The sequence below is a fragment of the Janthinobacterium paucivorans genome (assembly GCF_051380805.1).
Classification (GTDB): Bacteria; Pseudomonadota; Gammaproteobacteria; order Burkholderiales; family Burkholderiaceae_D; genus Janthinobacterium; species Janthinobacterium lividum_D.
The window spans coordinates 96,781-115,937 of record NZ_JBNYXR010000011.1; the positions used below are offsets into that span (position 1 = coordinate 96,781).

Sequence of the window (19,157 nt, forward strand, 5' to 3'; positions counted from 1 at the left end):
CCGTGTACAAGGAAAGGGGCGCTCGTTTGCCCCTTGGAAATCGTTGTATTGAACAAGTACTGCCAACGTGATACGGGCAGCGTGGCACCACGTGCAACCTCAGGCGGGTGTGCCCACGAAGGCGCGCAAGAAGTCGATGAAGGCGCGCACCTTTTGCGCAACAGGCAGGGTGTCCGTAACCACGGCATACACGCCCTGCTCTGGAAAGACGACATCGGGCAGTAGGCGGCGCAGGCGTCCCGCGCGCACTTCCCCTTCCACCAGCCACTGTGGCAGTAGCGCGACGCCGCAGCCGCCCAGGGCAAAGCCCAGCAGGGCCGAGGCGGAGTCGGAATGGATGGCGGCGGCGTCCTGCACGATGAAGTGGGCGGCGCCGTCCGGGGTCAGCACGTCCCAGTGCAGGGGCGTGCTGAGCCTGCTGTGCGCCAGCCAGCGCGCGCGCTGCAAGTCGGGCAAGGTGGCGATGTCCTTGGCGGGCAGGCTGGCCAGGTAGGCGGGCGAGGCCACGGGCCAGACGGCGTAGCGCTCGACCAGCGAAGCGCGGTCGCTCGCATCGTTGAGTGTATCCATGCAAATGGCCAGGTCGCAGCGGCCCGCGATCAGGTCTTCATGCGAGGACGAGGACGCATGCTGGATTTGCAGCTGCGGATGGGCGGCGGCAAAGGCGATCAGCGCGGGGATCACCGTGCGGCTAGCGTATTCGACGGTGGTGCTCAGGCGCAGGGTGCCGCGCAAGCTCTGGTGGCCCTGGCGCGCCGTTTCGATGGCGCCGTACGCTTCGCTCAGCACGCGCTGGCAATCTTCGTAAAAACGCTGCCCCACGTCGGTCAGCGCCAGGCTGCGCGTGCTGCGCGTGAGCAGCAATACGCCCAGTTCCACCTCCAGCTGTTTCAAGTTGAAGCTGACGACGGCCTTGCTCTGGCCCAGCACGGCGGCAGCGGCTGTCAGCGAACCGGCGTCGACGATAGCGATGAAAATACCCAAGCGGTCAAGACTGATCATAAATAAGAATGAGGAGGCATGCGGGTTGTAGAGGTTTGTCAAAAATTATTTGACAGTGTAATCGGGGCTGGCTCGTTACGCAAATGCTCTGCAGCGCTTCCGCTGCTTGTTTGCCATTCGGAGCACCATCGACTATCGCAAAAAAGTCGCCGCCATTTATCTGCTGGTTTTTTTCGTTGACCTGATCAACATGTTCACCACCAGCGTCGCCTGCCCGGACATCGGCCACGCCTGGCAGGCTTTGGTGGCGCAGCTGGTCTGGATCAACACCGCCTGCATCCTCGGCCTGAGCATCGTCATTCCCGCCAGCGCCTGCTTGGCTGCCTATTATGGCAGTAAAACTGTGTTTGTGGCATCGTTGCTAACTTTTTTGTGCACCCGACTGTCACCGTCGATCGAGGCGCTGATTGCCTGGTGCCGTGGCTTTGAGGATGCACGACAGATTCAGGCTATTTGCGCCCGGGCAGCTGTGCTAAATCACTTGGGGGGGGAAGTGCTGCGCTATTTGTCGGCCGAGAGCCGGGGCGCAGTCGATGAGATGGTGGTGTAGGCCGTCCAGGCGAGTGGCAGCAGCGACAAGGAAGCGCGCGATTTCTGCTCCATGCAGGGCCACAGTTTCCAGAATTGCGATGGCCATCGATGAATATCGATGGGCGTTGATGTATGTCCCAGCGGCTTCAATACCGCAATAGCGCGGTATTGAAGCCGTGACAGCGCTCTTAGCTGGCCAAGGCCAATAAATCGACCACTTCCAGCCCTGCCAGGTCTTGCGTCGTGTTACCGGCAAACGCGGCGCGGCTCTGCTGGCCATTTTTTAGCCAGGTGCGTGTGACATCCTTGATCTGGCTTAAGGTGCAGGTCAATACGCCGCTGCGGAACTGCTGGCGCACGGCTTCCGTCGTGCCACGTTGCTGCATATTCCATGCCGTCAGCGCTTCCGCGTAAGGCGAGTGCGGCTTGTCCAGGCCCTTGATGACGCAGATGATGGCTTCCTCTACTTGCTCTTGCGAGAAATCGCCGTCGAGGATTTGATCCAAGGTCGTCGCGAAGTCGGCAAACGTGCCGGCCAGGCGCGGATCGCGGTAGGAACTGAGGGTAAACGTGCCGGCGCCAGCGGCATAGCTGGCGCTGCCGCCATAGGCGCCGCCTTTTTCGCGCAGGGCCGTATGCAGCACCTGGTTAGTCATCAGTTCAGCGGCCACGGCCAGGGCCGAGGCGTCCGGACTGTGCACGCCAGGCACGGCCCAGGAGACGAAGCAATGGTTGATCTGGCTCGTTGCATGCAGGGCCGTGTTGGCCAGTGGTAATGTTGCTGGCGCTGGCGTTGCTGTAGCGACCGCCGTGTCGACGCTGGCCGCTGGCAGTTCCAGCAAACGGGCCAGGGTGATGCCATCTTGCTCCAGGCCCGCGCACAGCACGGTGGGTGTCTGGGCGATGATGTGCGTGTGCAGGGTGTCGAGTTCGCGGGCGATTTCCTGCAAGCCTGCCGAGGTTTTGCTCAGTTGCTGCAAACGGCGGTAGAACGGCAATGCTGCCGGGCCGCCGACGATATCGTCGAAGCGGCGCGTGGGCGACAGGGGCGCTGCCGAGGCCAGCATGGCGTAGCGGTTGCCCGATTCGGCCAGGCTGCTCAATTTGTCTTGCACCAGGCTTTCGATCAGGAAAGCCAGGCGCTCTTCTTCATCGAAGCGTGGCTTGGCGATCCAGGCCGACAGCACGGCGGCAATCGCCGCGTGTTCTTCGCGCAAGCCGCTGGCCGAGAACGACAATTCCACGCGCATCGCTTGTTGCGGGCGAGGAATGGCTTCCAGGCCGATGTGGAACGAAGGCACCATGCTCTGGCGCCAGGCGCTGGCGTCGTCGAACGACATGTCGCCCACGCCCAGTTCCGGTGCCAGGTCCGTGTACAGGCGCAACCATGGCCACGACGCTTCCGGCAAGCTCGACACGTCATACAGCACGTTGGCATAGCTGATGCCGTTCGAGGCGATGGAAAACGCCACGGCGCCGTCGACGGCGGGCGGGATAGGCAGGGCCGGACGCGGCGCGGCGCTGACGTCGCCTGGGCGGATGCGCGGCAAGACTTCGGAATTCGATGGCAGTTGCTGATGCGCTTCCAGCGCGGCGGATTCGGCCACGATGTGTTCGCGCTCCGCATCCGTCAGTGTCGCTTGCAGGGCCGCCAGCTTGGCGTCTTCCTGCGCGGCGCGGTCGGTGAAGTAGGCGTTGTCGGGCACCACGTGGGTGGTCAAACGGGTCGGATTGGCGATCAGCTCGCGCACCAGTTGCTTGAAAAATTGCGGGTCTTCGATTTGCTGCTCCAGCGTTTCCAGGATGGCCGCATTGTCAAAGGCGTCCATCACATCGCCGCCATACATGGCCAGTGGCAAGGCGTGCAGCAAGCGGCCCAGACCGTAAGGCATGCGCCCGCTGCTGATTTCGCGCTGGCTGTATTTGATATCGCGCAAGGCCGCGTGCAGTACTGCGGCTGGAATGCCCTCTTCCGCTGTTTCTTCCAGTGCCGTCCAGATGCGCTGGTGCGCATCGGCGATCTGTTCCTGGGTCAAACCTTCCATACCTATATGGAACACCATTTGGCGGATGCCCGCGTCGCGGCCATTCATGTCCGATGGGCGGCCATAGCCGGCCGATTCCATGGCGCGCATGACCGGTGCCGACGATTCGCCCAGCAAGCCGTGCGACAGCAGATGCGCGTGGTAGTAAGCGATGGGGTCGCTCGACTCGCCCATCAGCCAGGCCAATTGCAGGCCGAATTCGTCGTCGCGCGCTTCTTGCGACGGAATCTTGACGATATTTTCCTGCGGCGAGGTCCACGCTGGCGCCAGTTGCGGCAGGCGGCGCGGGCTAAAGCCGCTGAGTTTGGACAGCACGCGCTCGGCCACCTGCTCTTGCACGGCCGACGCTTCGATATTGCCGGCGGTCATGATGACGGCTTGTGAAGGATGGTAGTGGCTGGCGTGGAATTGTTTCAGCATTGCATGCGTCAGTTCCGGGATCACCAGCGGATCGCCGCCCGATTCCACTTCATACGTCGTGCCCTTGAGCAAGGCGCTGGCGATGCCGCTGTCGAGTGCGCGCATGGGGCTGTTGAACGCACCCTTCATTTCATTGAAGACGATGCCCTGGTACACCAGCTTGTCGCCTTCGAACGCGTGGCGCCAGCCTTCCTGGCGGAAGTTCAGGTAATCGAGATTCGGGAAGAAGGCCGCATCGAGGTAGACGTCGAGCAGGTTGAAGAAATCCTTGCGGTCGGTGCTGGCGAACGGGTACACGGTGCGGTCCGGATAGGTCATCGCATTCATGAAGGTGGCCGTCGAGCGGCGCAGCATCGAAAAGAAGGGGTCGCGCACCGGGTAACGGGCCGAACCGCACAGCGCCAGGTGTTCGAGGATGTGGGCGCGGCCGTCGCTCGCTTCTGGCACAGTGGGAAAGGCCACCAGGAACACCATCTCAGCCTGCTCGGTATGCATGTGGATATGGCGCATGCCCGTTGCCGGCTCGACATACTGCTCGATGGTTGCCTGCAAGACTGGAATGAAGTTGCTGCTGACTTTTTCAAATGTGCTCATGCGGTATGGGATCTCTTCGGTAGGTGATGCGGATAGTCGGTCGGGCTGCAGGACAGATGGGGGCAATGTGGCGCAATGCCAGAGCCGGCCCGCCAGGACGGATGCCCGCTTGATGTCTGTATGCAGCTTTTGCCTATTGTACTAGGAGTATCTGCGCGCCGCCGACGAGGCTTGCCAGTCGGCCGCAAAAGCAGCAATGTTGGCAAATAAGCCGGTTCGTGACAGGTGGCGCCCCAGTCTGCAGGCTTAGCGTACCATGCGCCTTTTCCCTCTCGCTGACCGCACTGAAGGCGCTTACTTTGTCCAGACTTTCCTTTCGCCAACTGTTATTTGCTGCCTTTATTTTGACGACGGGCATTTTGACGGCTACCTCCGTGCAAGCGCTGCTGACCCTGGAACACTTGGCGCGGCTGGGGCGCGAGACGGCGGCGCAGGCGATTACCTTGACGGAACAGTCGCAGCGTTTAGCCGAGCGCACCCTGGCCATGGAGCGCAGCGCGCGCCAGTTCCTGGTGCTCGATGATCGCGTATTTCGTGAGCGCTACGCGGCAGCCCGCGCCGACGCCACGGCGGCGCTGCAAGTGTTGAGCCGCGCCACACCCGGGTTCGCGCCCCAGTTGGCCGAGGAATGGACGGTGCAAGCGCAAGCGGCCTGGGAAGTGTTGCAAGCAGGTCAGCGCCGCAAGCGCGATGGCCACGCCGTCGTGTACCGCGCGTTTGCGCGCATGACGCAGATCAATGACAGCCTGGCGCGTGAAAGCAAGACGCACATCGGCAGCCGCAACGATGCCCTGCTGGCCGAGCTGGAACGCCAGCGCCGCGTGCTGGGCATGCTGGTGGGCGGCGCCGTGCTGCTGGCGGCCGTGCTGGCCACCTGCTTCGGCTTTTTATTGTCGCGTCCGTTGCGCCGCATCGAGATGGCCATCGAGCGCCTGGGCGAGAAGCGCTATGACCAGCCCATCGTTGTCGGTGGTCCGGCCGACACGCGCCGCCTGGGCCAGCAGCTCGATTGGCTGCGCCAGCGCCTGGCGGACCTCGATGCTGACAAGGAACGCTTTTTGCGGCACATCTCGCACGAATTGAAGACGCCGCTGGCGGCCCTGCGCGAAGGCGTGGCCTTGCTGGAAGACGAGGTGGCAGGCAAACTCAGCGATGGCCAGCGCGAAATTGCCGGCATCCTGCAGCAAAACACGGCTTGCCTGCAAACCCAGATCGAAGACTTGCTACGCTACAATGCCGCCGCCTTTGACGCCCAGCATCTGGCGCGCAGCAAGGTGGACTTGCTGGTCTTGCTGCAAGAGGTCGTGGCCGGACAGCGCTTGCAATGGCTGGCGCGCCACCTGACGGTCGAGGTGCAGGGCGAGTCCTTGAGCGTGCAGGCCGACCGCGACAAGCTGGCAACGGTACTGGCGAACCTGCTGTCGAATGCCGTGCGCTTCAGTCCGCCAGGCGGCAGCGTGCGGTTCAGCTTATCCAAGCAAGGCGGGCGCGTGTGCATCGACTGTATCGACGATGGCGCTGGCGTGGCACCCGAGGATGGCGCGCGCATCTTTGAGCCGTTTTACCAAGGCCTGCGGCAGGTCGCTGGCGCGCGCAATGGCAATGGCATCGGCCTGTCCATCGTCCATGAATATATTGCTGCCCACGCTGGCAGCGTCACTCTTTTACCGCGCCATGCCGGCGCACATTTTCGGATAGAACTGCCCTTATGATGACGAGAACTTCTCTGGCCGGCATGGCCGTCTGCGCGCTGCTGTTGGGCGCTTGCGCCGCCAAGCCTCCCACCCAGACGCCCTTGCTGGCGCCAACGCCGCCACGCGTGGTGGTGCCGATGGACCCCCAGCTCACTGAACTGCTCGCATATCAAAGCGCCGTGCGCCTGATGCCGTCGTCGGAACTGCTGAAGGCGCAGCAAAATTTGGCGAAGGCCGATCACGCGCCGCACAACACTATCCGCCGCGCCATGCTGCTGGCGGCCTTGCGCGGCGCCGGTGACCTGGCCCGCGCACAGGCGCTGCTGGAACCGCTTTTGATGGCCACGGCCACGGGCAAGGATGCTCAGTTGCTGGCGCCGCTGGTGCAGTTGCTCAGCAACCAGTACGGGGAACTGCGCCGCCAGGAAGAAAATATTGACAAGCTCAACACGCAGCTGCGCGACACCCAGCGCCGCAACGACTTGCTCAATGAAAAACTCGAGGCACTGAAAAATATCGAGCGCAGCCTGTCCGTGCGCCCCGCTGCGGGAGCGCCAAAATGAGCGCGCTGGCCCACATTTTATTGGTCGACGATGACCCTGACCTGCTGCGCCTGCTGACCATCCGCTTACAGGCGGGTAATTATCGGGTGACGGCCGTGGGCAGCGCAGAAGCGGCGCTGGCGCGCCTGGCGGTGGAATTGCCGGCCCTGGTCATTACCGACGTGCAATTACCGGGTCGTGACGGCCTGGCGCTGTTCGATGAAATTCGCCGCCAGCACGCAGCCCTGCCCGTCATCTTGCTGACGGCGCACGGCACCATTCCCGACGCCGTCGAAGCGACGGCACGCGGCGCATTTGCCTACCTGACGAAGCCGTTCGACGGCAAGCTGCTGATGGAAAAGGTGGCGCATGCGATTAACTTGTCTACGGTCATGCCGGCACCGGCGTCCGGTGACGAAAGCTGGCGCGCCGAGTTGCTCAGCCGTAGTTCGCAGATGGCCGAACTGCTGGCCGAAGCCAAGCTGGTGGCGGGATCGGACGCCAGCATTTTGATCCGCGGCCCCAGCGGTACGGGCAAGGAATTGCTGGCGCGTGCGCTGCACAACGCCAGCCGCCGAGCCAAGGCACCGTTCATTGCCGTCAACTGCGGCGCCATTCCCGAGCAGTTGCTGGAATCGGAACTGTTCGGCCACGTGAAGGGCGCGTTTACGGGTGCCGTGGGCAAGCGCGAAGGCTTGTTCCTGGCTGCCGACGGCGGCACCCTGTTTTTAGACGAGATCGGCGACATGCCGCTGCCGCTGCAAGTCAAACTGCTGCGCGTGCTGCAGGAGCGGGCTGTGCGCCCTGTCGGTGCCGACCAGACGCGCCCGGTCGACGTACGGCTCTTGTCGGCCACGCACCGCGACCTCGACGTGGCTATGGCGGAAGGGCAATTTCGCGAAGACTTGTATTACCGCCTGAACGTGGTGACCTTGACCCTGCCGGCGCTGGCCGAGCGCCGCGAAGACATTTCCCTGCTGGCCAACCATTTCTTGCAAAAACTGGCAGCCAAGTACCAGAAGCCCTTGAACGGCTTCGCCCCCGATGCGCTCACGGCCCTGGTCAGCGCGCCATGGCCCGGCAATGTGCGCCAGCTGGTCAATGTGGTCGAGCAAGTGTGCGCGCTGGCCACGGCGCCGCTGGTGCCCTTGTCCCTGGTGCAACGGGCCTTGCGCGTGCCATCGCTGGAAGCGCTCAGCTACAACGAAGCCAAGCAGCGCTTCGAGCGCGACTACCTGATTCAATTGCTGCGCCTGACGGACGGCAACGTGGCCGACGCGGCCCGCCTGGCCGACCGCAACCGCACGGAGTTCTACCGTTTATTACAGAAATATGCGCTGACGCCGGCCCTGTTCCGCATGGATGGCGACTCTGTCGCTGATTAACGACAAAAATAAAGCGTGAATAATCAACGGCTTACTGATAAATACTGATGATCTTGCCGCAGGCTGTCGTCGCCAGGCGACAAAAGGCGCCGATTTTCGCGCCAGATCCGGTGGAAACGTCTTGGAAAAATCGATTTTTACTGTAAGTCATTGATTTTGAATGCAATTTAAAAGCTGGCACGGTGCTTGCTGTATGGGTAGATGTGACGCTACAAAGTGTTGCTGTTTTGTTGCTTTTTATTGCTATCGCCACATAAAAGCTTTTAACTTCATTGAGAGGAACTACCATGCAAACATCGAAACTGTTCAATACTCTGGTCGCCGCTATCGTACTGTCGAGCGCCTCGGTCACCGCTTCGCATGCAGCTGACTCCGCGTCAAAAACACAAGCTCCTGTTGACACGGTAGTGGCCGCCAACGCCGCCGCCGCCGTCCCTGATGAAACCATTACTTCCTCGGCCAAGGCCGCCCTGAGCGCCGATGCGCAAGCCGCCACCCTGCCCGTCAAGGTGGCAACCGAGCAAGGTGTCGTCGTCCTGTCGGGCGATGTACCGAGCGCCGAAGCGGGCGACCGCATCGTGCAGATCGTCGCTTCCGTCAGCGGCGTGAAAGAAATCAAGAACGAGCTGAAAGTCAAAGCCGCCGGTTAATCCCCTCGCGGGAACGCCTCGCGCTGTACTTTACTCCGGCTTGCCCTGTCTGCGGACAGGGCATTTTTTTGTCCGTATGGTTTTTGCCGGGCAGTGATGCCCATGCCGCCAGGTAAGGAGCAGGCAAGGAGCTGGGCAATACGGGTAGAATAGCCAGCACTGGCGCCGTTCCCGGCGCTTTTTGTCATCCACGGCGCAGTGTTGCAAGGCTGGGCCATTACCAGGCTACCGCATGTCTTCATTCTCTCCCGCTGCCCTGCTGCGCAATCTGAAACCCGATAATTTCACCATCGCCCTGCTCGTTACCGTGGCGCTGGCCAGCTTTCTGCCCTGCACGGGCCAGACCGCCGTGGTCTTCGGCCATATCACCACCGTCGCCATCGGCGCCCTGTTTTTCTTGCACGGCGCCAAGCTGTCGCGCGAAGCCGTGGTGGCCGGTGTCATGCATTGGCGCTTGCACGTGCTGGTCCTGGCCAGCACGTTCATTTTGTTCCCCTTGCTGGGCCTGGCCCTGCGCCCGCTGGCGCTGACCTTTCTCACGCCCGAGCTGTACGTGGGCATCTTGTTCCTGTGCGCGCTGCCATCTACCGTGCAGTCGTCGATCGCCTTGACGGCCATGGCGCGCGGCAATGTGCCAGCGGCCATCTGCAGCGCCTCGGCCTCGAACTTCATCGGTATCTTTCTTGCCCCCATCCTGGTGGGCTTGCTGGTGGCGAAAGGCGCAGACAGCAAGTCGTCGCTCGATGCGGTGCTGTCCATCGTCATGCAACTACTGCTGCCTTTCCTGGCTGGCCAGTTCCTGCGCCGCTGGATAGGCCGCTGGGTCGACCGCCACAAGGCCATGCTGAAATTCTTCGATCAGGGTTCCATTTTGCTGGTGGTCTACACGGCTTTCAGCGAGGCCGTCAGCGAAGGCCTGTGGCAGACTGTCTCGGTGGAAACCCTGATCGCGCTGTGCCTGTTCAGCATCGTGCTGCTGGCGCTAGTCCTGTGCCTGATGACCTTCATCAGCCGCCGCCTGGGTTTTTCCAAGGAAGATGAAATCGCCATCGTCTTTTGCGGCTCGAAGAAAAGCCTGGCCAGCGGCGTGCCGATGGCCAAGGTATTGTTTGCCACGCACTCGCTGGGCATGGTGATCTTGCCGCTGATGCTGTTCCACCAGATTCAGCTGATGATCTGCGCCGTGATTGCGCAGCGCTATGCAAGGCGCGACGAGGTCGTGGAAGTGCCGGCGTCGACGCTGTGATCCTGTACTTGTAGTAGCCGCAGCGCCTGCTGCAGCCCGGCAACAATCACTGCATACGCCTGCCTTCGGCTCGCCTCGTCCGGCGCGCGCAGTACATACGACGGGTGATAGACGCTCACCACCCAGCGCCCGTCGTGCTGGAGGGGCGTGCCAAGCCGTGGCGTTATGCTGGCAGAGCCATCTTGCAGCACAGACTTTAACGCCGTACTGCCCAGTACCACGATCACTTGCGCTTGGACGCCTTGTATTTCTTCTTCCAGCCAGCCGTGGCAGGCGAGGATTTCGCGCTGCGCGGGTGTCTTGTGCAGGCGGCGTTTGCCGCGTGCTTCCCACTTGAAATGCTTGACAGCGTTGGTCAGATAGATGCTGTCGCGCGCCATGCCCGCTTCCTGCATGGCTTGCTCCAGCAGCGCGCCGGCCGGGCCGACAAAGGGCAGGCCCACCAGGTCTTCCTGGTCGCCCGGTTGCTCGCCGACGAGCATGATGCGCGCCTGTGGCGGCCCCACGCCGGGCACGGCCTGGGTGGCCGATTCCCATAGTTCGCAGCGGCGGCACTGGTCGAGTGTCTTGGGCGCGTCGCGCGCGGGCTGGGCGCGCTCGGCGGAAATCGCGATCATGGTGGCGCCGCTGCGCTGGCCCACGCTGGCGCTCTGGCCCGTGCGCCGTGCGCCATTTGCGGCGCCGCTGACCATGGCCGGTACGATGGCGCCTTCCGGCAAGTTCTTCCAGAAACGCGAGGGTATATGGCTGCGCAGCAGGTCGGCGTTCAGGCGCGCCGGGTTGAAGATGCTGCGGTAATACGTCAGCCACAGGGCTTCGCCCGCATCGTCGATATCGGCCGCGCCGCGCAGCAATGCGGGGCCGGCGTGCATGCTCGCGCCGTCCCACAGCATGGTGGCCGTGGGCGTGGCGATCATCCAGCTGATGCTGCCCATGCGGCGGGCGAAGTGGCGCGCCACTTGCGGCAGCACCTCGTGCGTCGGTTCGAACCAGGCGACAAAACGCGGCGCGCCTTCAGTTTCGGCCCGCTCGCGGAAGCGCACATACGCGTGCATGTCGTGTTCCTCGCGGCGTACCGCCTTGACCATGGCGTGCAGGCGCGCACCGTCGGTGTCGGCGTGCGACAGCACGTCTTGCTGGCCCAGCTGCCAGCGCCACAGCACCTGGTACAGGAAGGCCCAGCGGTCTGGGGTGCTGAAACAGGCGGCGCTTTCCAGCAATTCCACCAGCTGGCGCGGCAGGCGCAGCAGGGGCGCGTTGGCATCCGTATCGTCTGGCATGAGCGAGAACAGGTCGCCCTCGCCCGCTTGCGACTGCCAGGTAACGTCGGCAGGTGGCACGCCGCGCGCGATCAATTCCCGGGCGGCCGCGCGCCACGCGTCGAATGACTGCGCCAGGCGGACGACAGGGCTCATGCCGCCTGCAGTTCGGGCCATAAATTCATTTGCTGCGGCACCTCCGTCATGGCGCGCCGCAGCTGTTCCGAGGTGCTGGTGTCGCGCGTGGGAAAGTAGTCGGCCGTAATGATGAACGGCGCAATCTTTTTCATGCTGCATCGCAGGCGCGACAAATCGGCATAGCGTACCTGCCGCAAGCGGCGCAGGTCGACGATGCGTTGCGCATTGCGTAAGCCGATGCCGGGCACGCGCGCGATCATGTGCTGGGCCGCGCGGTTCAAGTCCAGTGGAAAATGTTCGCGGTGCGCCAGCGCCCAGGCCAGCTTGGGATCGATGTCTAGCGCCAGGTTGCCACCCGTGGCGGGCAGCAGTTCGCTGGCCTGAAAGCCGTAGCTGCGCAGCAGAAAATCTGCCTGATATAAGCGGTGTTCGCGCAGCATGGGCGGCGGCGCCAGCGGCACGCTTTTCGGGCTGTCGGGAATCGGACTGAAGGCTGAATAGTACACGCGCTTGAGTTTATAGCTGCCGTACAGCGTCTCGGCCGTGGAGAGAATTTGCTGGTCGTCGCTGGCATCGGCGCCGACGATCATCTGCGTGCTTTGCCCGGCGGGCGCGAAGCGCGGAGAACGCGGTTCCTCCGCCTTTTCATCGAGCTTGCGGCGGATGGTGCCCATCGCCAGTTTAATCGTATGCACGCTCTTTTCCGGCGCCAGCTTTTGTACGCTGTCTTGCGTCGGCAATTCGATATTCACGCTGAGCCGGTCGGCGTAGCGGCCCGCCTGCGCGATCAGGGCCGGATCGGCGTCGGGAATGGTTTTCAGATGGATATAGCCGCGGAACTGGTGTACCTCGCGCAACTCGCGCGCCACCTGCACCAGTTGCTCCATCGTGTAGTCAGCCGACTGGATGATGCCGGAACTGAGGAAGAGGCCATCGATGTAGTTGCGCAGGTAAAAGTCGCTCGTCAACTTGACCACTTCGGCCACCGTAAACCGCGCCCGCGGCACGTTCGAGCTACGCCGGTTGATGCAGTACTGGCAATCGTACAGGCAGTAATTGGTCAGCAGTACTTTCAGCAGCGAGACGCAGCGCCCGTCCGGCGTGTAGCTGTGGCAGATGCCCATGCCGGAGGTGGCGCCAAAGCCGTCTTTGCCGATGGAATCGCGTTTGGGCGCACCACTGCTGGCGCAGGACGCGTCGTACTTGGCCGCATCGGCCAGGATTTCCAGCTTGTCCGTCAGTTCCATGGGCGCCTCGATATACTGTGTTTATATACAGTATAGCAGGGAATCGAGCTTGTGCCGTCCTGACTTGCAGCATGACATAGCGCTATATATAGGTGTATATTACGCCTCTTGTGCAGCGTCACTTTATCAGGATACGATCATGCGTCTCACCTGCTTCGCCCGCCTGCTTGGCACTGCTTTGCTGGCCCCTGTGCTCGCCACTGCCGCTTCGTCCGCCTGTGCCGGCGAAGTGCTGGTATCGGCTGCGTCCAGCCTGACGAATGCGTTCAAGGATGTGGCGCACAGCTATGAGGCGCAGTATCCGGGCAGCAAGGTGTCCTTGAACTTTGCCGCCTCGGGCGTGCTACTGCAACAAATCGTCAAGGGTGCGCCGGTGGATGTGTTTGCCTCGGCCGACCAGGAAACCATGGATGCGGCGCAAAAGCAGGGCTTGGTGCTGGCGGCCGAGCGTCAGGATTTCGTCAGCAACAGCCTGGTGCTGATCGTGCCGCACGATAGCAAGTTGGGCATCAATAGCTTGAACGACTTGACGCGCAAGGGCGTGACCCGCGTGGCCATCGCCAATCCTGCCAGCGTGCCTGTCGGCCGCTATGCGGAAAGTGCGCTGAAAAAGGCGCATCTGTGGGAAGCCGTGCAGCCGAAAGCCATCGGCACGCAGAACGTGCGCCAGTCGCTCGACTACGTGGCGCGTGGCGAAGTTGATGCGGGCTTTGTCTATGCCACCGACGCGGCCATCATGCAAGATAAGGTCAAGGTCGTGCTGGACGTGCCTTTGGCCTCGCCCGTGCTGTACCCGATTGCCAGCATCAAGGGCAGCAGCAATGCCATCGAAGCGAAGCGCTTCGTCAACTATCTGCAGACGGCGCCGGCGCAAGCCATTCTGGCGCGCTACGGATTCAAAAAACCATAATGTAAGCACGCGCCTGCATGGATATCGCCTGGACCGCGCTGGCCCTGTCGCTCAAAGTAGCGGCCTGGGCCACGGCGCTTAATTTGTTGCTTGGCATCGGTACCGGCTATCTGCTGGCGCGCACGCGTTTTCCCGGACGTGAATTGCTCGACGCCGTCCTGACCCTGCCGATGGTGATGCCACCCACCGTGCTCGGCTATTACCTGTTGGTGCTGCTGGGCCGGCGCGGCAGCTTGGGCATCTGGCTGCAGGACAATTTCGGCATCAACCTCATCTTTACCTGGCAGGGTGCCGTGATCGCTTCGACCGTGGTGGCTTTTCCCCTCGTCTTCAAGCCGGCGCGCGCCGCCTTCGAGGCGGTCGATGGCCAGCTGGAGCAGGCGGCCCGCGTGCTGGGCATTTCTGAAATCGCCGTCTTTTTTCGCGTCACCTTGCCGCTGGCCTGGCGCGGTATCTTAGCTGGCGTGTTGCTCGGTTTTGTGCGCGCGCTGGGCGAGTTTGGCGCCACCCTGATGGTGGCCGGCAGCATCCCCGGCAAGACGCAAACCCTGTCGGTCGCCGTGTATGAAGCCGTACAGGCGGGCCAGGACGACGTGGCCAACACCCTGGTGCTGATTATCTCTGGCGTGTGTATCGTGGTGCTGCTGTCGGCTGGCCGCCTGGCGTCCGGGCGCATCGCGCACAAATGACGCTGACGACGATGCCCATGCAACTCGACCTCGACATTCGCGCCACCTTGCGCTCCGGCAAACGCCACTTTGACTTGCAGGTGCAATGCACCTCAAGCAGCCAGCGCATCGCCGTGTATGGTCCGTCCGGCGCTGGCAAGAGCATGACCCTGAAAGCCATTGCCGGACTGTTCACGCCAGAGGTGGGCCATATCCGCTTAAATGGGCGTACGCTGTTCGATTCCGCCGCCGGCATCAATCTGCCGCCGCAGCAGCGCAACGTGGCTTACCTGTTCCAGGATTACGCGCTGTTCCCGCACCTGACGGTGCGCCAGAATGTGGGCTTTGGCCTGAGCCGGGGCTGGTTCAACCCGCGCGCGCGCGCAAAACTGGACCAGGTCGAGCATTGGCTGGCTGCGTTTGATTTGCAGGAACTGGCGCAGCAGTTCCCCGATCAGTTGTCCGGTGGTCAGCGCCAAAGAGTGGCGCTGGCGAGGGCACTGGTGGCTGAACCAGACGCGCTGCTGCTCGACGAACCGTTCGCCGCCCTCGATCCGGCCCTGCGCGTCAAAATGCGTCTGGAACTGAGCCAGTGGCAGCAGCGCCTGGACGTGCCCATGATCCTGATCTCACATGATCCGGAAGATGCGCGCATCTTGGGGGAGCATGTGTTGTACATGCGTGACGGAAAAATTGACAGCATGGAAGAAAATAGGGCACGGGGTGAACACATTGGATAAATCGGCGGCAATGGAAATCGGCCTGCAAGGCTCCGTATGGATGACGGTGGGCGGCGAGCACCTGGGCGGCGCCGGCCGCGTGGCATTGCTGGGTGCCATCGCCGAGTGTGGCTCTATCACGCAGGCGGCCAAACTCGTCAAGATGAGTTACAAGGCGGCCTGGGACGCCATCGACGCGATGAACAATCTGGCTGGCGAGCCACTGGTCGAGCGTTTGACTGGCGGCAAGGGCGGCGGCGGCACGCGGCTGACGCCACGCGGGCGTCAGCTGGTCGACAATTTCCGCATCATCGAGCGTGAGCATGCGCGCTACCTGCGCCAACTGGGCAGCCAGGCGGAAGGCATGGCCGACGATCTTTTACTCATACGCAGAATGGCCATGAAAACCACGGCACGCAATCAATTCCTGGGCAAAGTTGCCGAACTAAAACGAGGCGCCGTCAACGATGAAGTGACCCTGGAATTGCCGGGAGGCCAGCATATCGTTGCCGTCGTCACGCAGGGCAGCAGCGAGAGCCTGGGCCTGGTGCCGGGCGCGGAAGCGTTTGCGCTGATCAAGGCTTCGTCGATTATCCTCGTGCTTGAGGGCGCAGGGGCGCGCTATTCGGCGCGCAACCAGCTGAGCGGCATAGTCACGCGGGTGCAGACGGGCGCCGTCAACACGGAGGTGGTACTGGACTTGCCGCGCGGCGGCACGCTGGCGGCCATTATCACGCAGCAGAGCTGCACCGAGCTGGGCATCGCCCTCGGCAGCAGCGTGACGGCGCTGTTCAAAGCATCGAGCGTGATTTTGGGTGTGCCGGCGTAAATTGCGTAGGTCGGATTAGCGGCGGCACGCCGCGTAATCCGACAATATTGTTGGCGTATCATGTCGGATTACGCGCATGCGCTAATCCGACCTACTCTTTTAATCGTTCAGCCTGGACAACCAAGCGGACGCTGCCGCCAGCGCCTGCTCCAGTTCCTGCGCCGTGTGCGCCAGCAGCGCCGGCACCTCGTCCACGCGGCCCGCGTCGATGGCTTCCTCGGTAGCAAACGCGGCGCTTATCAGGCGCTTCGTGCCGAGGGTGCCAACGGAGCCGCGTACGCTGTGCAGTATGCGCGCCACGTCGCTGTGGTGGCCAGCCTGCAACGCTGTTTCGGCGTCGCGCACGGGCTTCATGCCCTTGCTCAATGCGTCTTCCACCATGCGCCGCAGCACGCCGCGCCCTTTCGCATCGCGTCCCATCACGCGCATTAGCGGTGCCATGGAAAATACTTCCTCATCGGCAACGGCTACCGGCTCGGCTGTCTGCTCGGCTGTCTGTATGGGCGGGTGCTTATGCAGATGGCGCAGGATGACTTCCATCATCTCTTCCACCACCACGGGTTTGGCGATGAAATCGCTGATGCCGGCTGTCATGCAGCGCGCGCGCTCGGACGCCAGCACGCCTGCCGTCATGGCGATCACGGGCAAGTTCAAGCGTAGTTCCGTGCGGATGATGTGGGTGGCGCTAAAACCGTCCATGACGGGCATTTGCATGTCCATCAGCACGATGTCGTAGCGCAGCGCTTCGGTGCGCAGCCGTTCCACCGCTTGCAAGCCGTCGCCCACCACGTCCAGGGTGGCGCCCATGTGTTCGAGGATGCCGCGTGCCACCGCCTGGTTCAAATGGTTGTCTTCCACCAGCAATAAATGCACGCCGGTCAGTTGCGTGCCGAGCGGCTGGTGCAGGATGCGCTGCACGTCGCCGTCGTTCTTGGCGATCAACGCCTGGTGCAGGGCATCGAACAGGCTCGATCCTGTGATCGGCTTCATCAGCACGACATCGGCCTCGGCCGCGCTGGAGATCGCTTCCAGATGGTTGCGGGCGAAGGCGTTGACCATCACTACGATGGGCTGGCGCTGGCCGCCGGCCGCCTGGCGGATGGCCTTGGCCGTAGCCAGGCCATCCATCACGGGCATGTGCCAGTCGGCCAGCACCACATCGTAGGGCTGCTGCTGTGCCAGGCGTTCGCGGTACAGTTCGATGGCGGCAAAGCCGGAATCGACTTCGTCGGCTTGCCAGCCCCACGCTTCGATCAGCTTGACGATCAGTTCGCGCGCGGTGCGGTTATCGTCGGCTACCAGCAGGCGCAGCTGGCCCAAGGCTGGCGTGCGCCGCGTTTCGGCTGCTTGCGCCAGCATCTCGAATGGCACGCTGAAAGAGAAGCGGCTGCCCTTGCCTTCGCTGCTGGCGACGGCGATGTCGCCGCCCATCATGTGGATCAGCTGCTTGCTGATGGCCAGGCCCAGGCCCGTGCCGCCGAAGCGCCGCGTGATGCTCTGGTCACCCTGTGAAAACGCGGCAAACAGCTGCTGTTGCTGCAGTTCCGTCATGCCGATGCCCGTGTCGCGCACTTCGAAGCGCAGCCAGGCGCGCCCTTTCCCGCTTTCGGCTTTGCTGACGGCCACCACCACTTCGCCGTTCTCGGTAAACTTGATGGCGTTGCCAGCGAGGTTGACGAGGATTTGTAGCAGGCGCTGGGCGTCGCCTACCAGGCACCGCGGCACGTCGGGCTCGACGGCGATGGCCAGTTCCAGCTCCTTTTTACCCGCATTCATGGTCATCGTCGTGGCCAGGGAATTCATGACTTCATCGAGGTCGAACTCGACGGGCGACAATTCCATGCGACGCGCTTCGATCTTCGAATAATCGAGCACGTCGTTGAGGATGCCCAGCAGTGATTGGCCCGCCACGCGCACCATGGTCAAATACTTGCGCTGTTCCGTGTCGAGCTTGGTATTTCCCAGCAGGTACACCATGCCCAGCACGGCATTGAGGGGTGTGCGGATTTCATGACTCATATTGGCTACGAAGTCGCTCTTTGCGCGGTTGGCCGCCTCGGCCCGGTCGCGCTCCTGTTCCAACTCCTCCGCGCGTGCTTCGAGCTCTTGCTGCAGGCGATCGCGTTCGCTCATTAGGTCGTTGAACGCTTCCGTCAGTTCGCCGATCTCGTCGCGCTGCCGCACCGGTACCGGGCTGAAACGACTACCGCTAGTGCGCAGCGCTTGCAGGGTGTCGCGCAGGCGTACCAGCGGCGACAGCAGGCGCACGGTAAGCCAGCCCAGAACAAAAGCGGCCAGCAGCGAAGCGAGGATACCCCACAGCACCAGCCGGTACAGCACACCATCGAACGGCTCGAAGGCATCATCGACGGGCAGCGAGGTAGCCAGCAGCCAGTTCACCGATTTCAGGCGCTTGAAGCTGTTGACGGCCGTGATGCCGCGGCTGTCGGTGCTGATCATGCTGCCTTCGCCATCTTGTTTCAGCAGCGCGGTGGTCGCCAGATTGGTGTCCGGCTGGCGCGGCTGCAGCAAACGGCTGGGGTCGGGGTGCAGCACGTAGCGCGGCACGGCGCCGCGCGTGAGAATCGAGTAATAGCCGTTCTTGCCGATTTTTTCCGAGCGCAGGCGCCCCAGCAGGTTGTCCTTGTACAAACGCAGCACGCCGACCACCATGCCGGCCACCTGGCCATCGGCGGCCATGACGGGTGCGACCATTTGCACGATGGGCATGCCGCTCGACTTGCTCAGCATTGGCTCGGTGATCATGGGTAGGCGCGTGCGCAGGACGGTCTGGAAATACTCGCGCTCGGTGACGTTGATGCCTGCACGCCCCTTGACGAGCGGCATGTCGGCCACGATGGCGCCTTGCGCGTCGAGCACCAGTACATCGTCGAACAGGACTAGCATCGAGCGCCGCGTATAGTATTGGCGCAATTGGGCGGGCTGTGCGATCAATTCCGGCGGCTGCTGCCTGGCCGTCAGGGTGACAATCTGCAGCAGCATGCCCAGCTTGTCGTCGAGCTCGGCAGCGGTACGCGTGATCAGCGAGTATTGCTGGCCCAGCAGTACTTGGCTGAAGTCGTCGCGCATGTGCTGCACCTGGATCATGGTGACCAGCGCGATCATGGCGATCGAGGTCAGGCTGGTGGCCAGGGCGACTTTTGCTTTAATGCCGAGAGGCTTCATGATGTCCTTTTGAGTACCGGGCGGCACAGACGGCAGATAACGCCTTCAAGAATTCTCCTATCAATACATTAACTTTGCAAGCGGCGCTGAGT

General features: G+C 62.6%; 16 protein-coding genes. 10 read left to right on the forward strand and 6 right to left on the reverse strand.

Features of this window, described 5'->3' with window-relative positions:
• Positions 1-99: 99 nt before the first annotated feature.
• On the reverse strand, positions 100-1,002 hold the full coding sequence (locus ACQ4V8_RS14635; RefSeq protein ID WP_436571726.1) for a LysR family transcriptional regulator: 903 nt from the start codon (positions 1,000-1,002) through the stop codon (positions 100-102).
• A gap of 106 nt (positions 1,003-1,108) precedes the next feature.
• Here ACQ4V8_RS14635 and ACQ4V8_RS14640 point away from each other — a divergent pair, with 106 nt between their 5' ends.
• Positions 1,109-1,552: an MFS transporter gene (locus ACQ4V8_RS14640; protein WP_436571727.1), complete on the forward strand. Its 444-nt coding sequence runs from the start codon at positions 1,109-1,111 to the stop codon at positions 1,550-1,552.
• A 169-nt stretch (positions 1,553-1,721) separates the two neighbouring features.
• Here the strand turns inward: ACQ4V8_RS14640 and ACQ4V8_RS14645 are convergent, their stop codons facing one another.
• The gene (locus ACQ4V8_RS14645; protein ID WP_010393878.1) at positions 1,722-4,592 is read right to left on the reverse strand and encodes an insulinase family protein; all 2,871 of its coding nucleotides are present in this window, start codon (positions 4,590-4,592) and stop codon (positions 1,722-1,724) included.
• A 299-nt stretch (positions 4,593-4,891) separates the two neighbouring features.
• Between ACQ4V8_RS14645 and ACQ4V8_RS14650 the strand changes: the two genes are divergently transcribed.
• The 3 genes from ACQ4V8_RS14650 to ACQ4V8_RS14660 are packed head-to-tail and all read left to right on the forward strand — an operon-like array spanning position 4,892 to position 8,213.
• Complete coding sequence (locus ACQ4V8_RS14650; RefSeq protein WP_436571728.1) at positions 4,892-6,304, forward strand: sensor histidine kinase; 1,413 nt, start codon at positions 4,892-4,894, stop codon at positions 6,302-6,304.
• Positions 6,301-6,849 carry a hypothetical protein gene (locus ACQ4V8_RS14655; protein WP_436571729.1) on the forward strand — a complete coding sequence of 183 codons (549 nt, stop codon included), beginning with the start codon at positions 6,301-6,303 and terminating at the stop codon, positions 6,847-6,849. The genes ACQ4V8_RS14650 and ACQ4V8_RS14655 overlap by 4 nt, the downstream gene beginning before the upstream one ends.
• Positions 6,846-8,213 carry a sigma 54-interacting transcriptional regulator gene (locus ACQ4V8_RS14660; RefSeq protein ID WP_010393885.1) on the forward strand — a complete coding sequence of 456 codons (1,368 nt, stop codon included), beginning with the start codon at positions 6,846-6,848 and terminating at the stop codon, positions 8,211-8,213. The genes ACQ4V8_RS14655 and ACQ4V8_RS14660 overlap by 4 nt, the downstream gene beginning before the upstream one ends.
• A gap of 31 nt (positions 8,214-8,244) precedes the next feature.
• Here the strand turns inward: ACQ4V8_RS14660 and ACQ4V8_RS14665 are convergent, their stop codons facing one another.
• Complete coding sequence (locus tag ACQ4V8_RS14665; RefSeq protein WP_436571730.1) at positions 8,245-8,502, reverse strand: hypothetical protein; 258 nt, start codon at positions 8,500-8,502, stop codon at positions 8,245-8,247.
• Between ACQ4V8_RS14665 and ACQ4V8_RS14670 the strand changes: the two genes are divergently transcribed.
• Both ACQ4V8_RS14670 and ACQ4V8_RS14675 read left to right on the forward strand, forming a co-directional pair.
• Positions 8,501-8,863 (forward strand): BON domain-containing protein, encoded by a 363-nt coding sequence (locus ACQ4V8_RS14670; RefSeq protein WP_010393887.1) that lies wholly within the window; start codon positions 8,501-8,503, stop codon positions 8,861-8,863. The genes ACQ4V8_RS14665 and ACQ4V8_RS14670 overlap by 2 nt on opposite strands.
• A gap of 232 nt (positions 8,864-9,095) precedes the next feature.
• Positions 9,096-10,109 (forward strand): bile acid:sodium symporter family protein, encoded by a 1,014-nt coding sequence (locus ACQ4V8_RS14675; RefSeq protein WP_010393891.1) that lies wholly within the window; start codon positions 9,096-9,098, stop codon positions 10,107-10,109.
• On the opposite strand, the gene ACQ4V8_RS14680 is transcribed toward ACQ4V8_RS14675, so the two are convergent.
• A complete protein-coding gene (locus ACQ4V8_RS14680) occupies positions 10,061-11,524 on the reverse strand; it encodes a UdgX family uracil-DNA binding protein (RefSeq protein ID WP_010393893.1) in 1,464 nt (487 codons plus the stop codon). The genes ACQ4V8_RS14675 and ACQ4V8_RS14680 overlap by 49 nt on opposite strands.
• Positions 11,521-12,753, reverse strand: coding sequence for a putative DNA modification/repair radical SAM protein (locus tag ACQ4V8_RS14685; protein ID WP_010393895.1), 1,233 nt, complete (start codon positions 12,751-12,753; stop codon positions 11,521-11,523). Before ACQ4V8_RS14685 ends, ACQ4V8_RS14680 begins: the two co-directional genes overlap by 4 nt.
• Positions 12,754-12,892: 139 nt before the next feature.
• Between ACQ4V8_RS14685 and modA the strand changes: the two genes are divergently transcribed.
• From modA to ACQ4V8_RS14705, 4 genes are read left to right on the forward strand one after another with little or no spacing between them, the layout of a single operon-like run.
• The gene (gene modA, locus ACQ4V8_RS14690; protein ID WP_070345978.1) at positions 12,893-13,663 is read left to right on the forward strand and encodes a molybdate ABC transporter substrate-binding protein; all 771 of its coding nucleotides are present in this window, start codon (positions 12,893-12,895) and stop codon (positions 13,661-13,663) included.
• A 17-nt stretch (positions 13,664-13,680) separates the two neighbouring features.
• Positions 13,681-14,352: a molybdate ABC transporter permease subunit gene (gene modB, locus ACQ4V8_RS14695; protein WP_070345977.1), complete on the forward strand. Its 672-nt coding sequence runs from the start codon at positions 13,681-13,683 to the stop codon at positions 14,350-14,352.
• A complete protein-coding gene (locus ACQ4V8_RS14700) occupies positions 14,349-15,071 on the forward strand; it encodes a sulfate/molybdate ABC transporter ATP-binding protein (protein ID WP_436571731.1) in 723 nt (240 codons plus the stop codon). Before modB ends, ACQ4V8_RS14700 begins: the two co-directional genes overlap by 4 nt.
• Positions 15,072-15,081: 10 nt before the next feature.
• Positions 15,082-15,879, forward strand: coding sequence for a TOBE domain-containing protein (locus ACQ4V8_RS14705; RefSeq protein ID WP_010393907.1), 798 nt, complete (start codon positions 15,082-15,084; stop codon positions 15,877-15,879).
• Between the two features lie 99 nt (positions 15,880-15,978).
• On the opposite strand, the gene ACQ4V8_RS14710 is transcribed toward ACQ4V8_RS14705, so the two are convergent.
• The gene (locus ACQ4V8_RS14710) at positions 15,979-19,065 is read right to left on the reverse strand and encodes a response regulator (RefSeq protein WP_436571732.1); all 3,087 of its coding nucleotides are present in this window, start codon (positions 19,063-19,065) and stop codon (positions 15,979-15,981) included.
• Positions 19,066-19,157: the final 92 nt, after the last annotated feature.

Excerpts from the sequence above, each read along its gene's own strand:
- ACQ4V8_RS14635 (WP_436571726.1), bottom strand. The coding sequence starts at position 1,002 with ATGATCAGTCTTGACCGCTTGGGTATTTTCATCGCTATCGTCGACGCC.
- ACQ4V8_RS14645 (WP_010393878.1), bottom strand. The coding sequence starts at position 4,592 with ATGAGCACATTTGAAAAAGTCAGCAGCAACTTCATTCCAGTCTTGCAG.
- ACQ4V8_RS14655 (WP_436571729.1), top strand. The coding sequence starts at position 6,301 with ATGATGACGAGAACTTCTCTGGCCGGCATGGCCGTCTGCGCGCTGCTG.
- ACQ4V8_RS14660 (WP_010393885.1), top strand. The coding sequence starts at position 6,846 with ATGAGCGCGCTGGCCCACATTTTATTGGTCGACGATGACCCTGACCTG.
- ACQ4V8_RS14670 (WP_010393887.1), top strand. The coding sequence starts at position 8,501 with ATGCAAACATCGAAACTGTTCAATACTCTGGTCGCCGCTATCGTACTG.
- ACQ4V8_RS14665 (WP_436571730.1), bottom strand. The coding sequence starts at position 8,502 with ATGGTAGTTCCTCTCAATGAAGTTAAAAGCTTTTATGTGGCGATAGCA.
- ACQ4V8_RS14675 (WP_010393891.1), top strand. The coding sequence starts at position 9,096 with ATGTCTTCATTCTCTCCCGCTGCCCTGCTGCGCAATCTGAAACCCGAT.
- ACQ4V8_RS14680 (WP_010393893.1), bottom strand. The coding sequence starts at position 11,524 with ATGAGCCCTGTCGTCCGCCTGGCGCAGTCATTCGACGCGTGGCGCGCG.
- ACQ4V8_RS14685 (WP_010393895.1), bottom strand. The coding sequence starts at position 12,753 with ATGGAACTGACGGACAAGCTGGAAATCCTGGCCGATGCGGCCAAGTAC.
- modA (WP_070345978.1), top strand. The coding sequence starts at position 12,893 with ATGCGTCTCACCTGCTTCGCCCGCCTGCTTGGCACTGCTTTGCTGGCC.
- modB (WP_070345977.1), top strand. The coding sequence starts at position 13,681 with ATGGATATCGCCTGGACCGCGCTGGCCCTGTCGCTCAAAGTAGCGGCC.
- ACQ4V8_RS14700 (WP_436571731.1), top strand. The coding sequence starts at position 14,349 with ATGACGCTGACGACGATGCCCATGCAACTCGACCTCGACATTCGCGCC.
- ACQ4V8_RS14705 (WP_010393907.1), top strand. The coding sequence starts at position 15,082 with ATGGAAATCGGCCTGCAAGGCTCCGTATGGATGACGGTGGGCGGCGAG.
- ACQ4V8_RS14710 (WP_436571732.1), bottom strand. The coding sequence starts at position 19,065 with ATGAAGCCTCTCGGCATTAAAGCAAAAGTCGCCCTGGCCACCAGCCTG.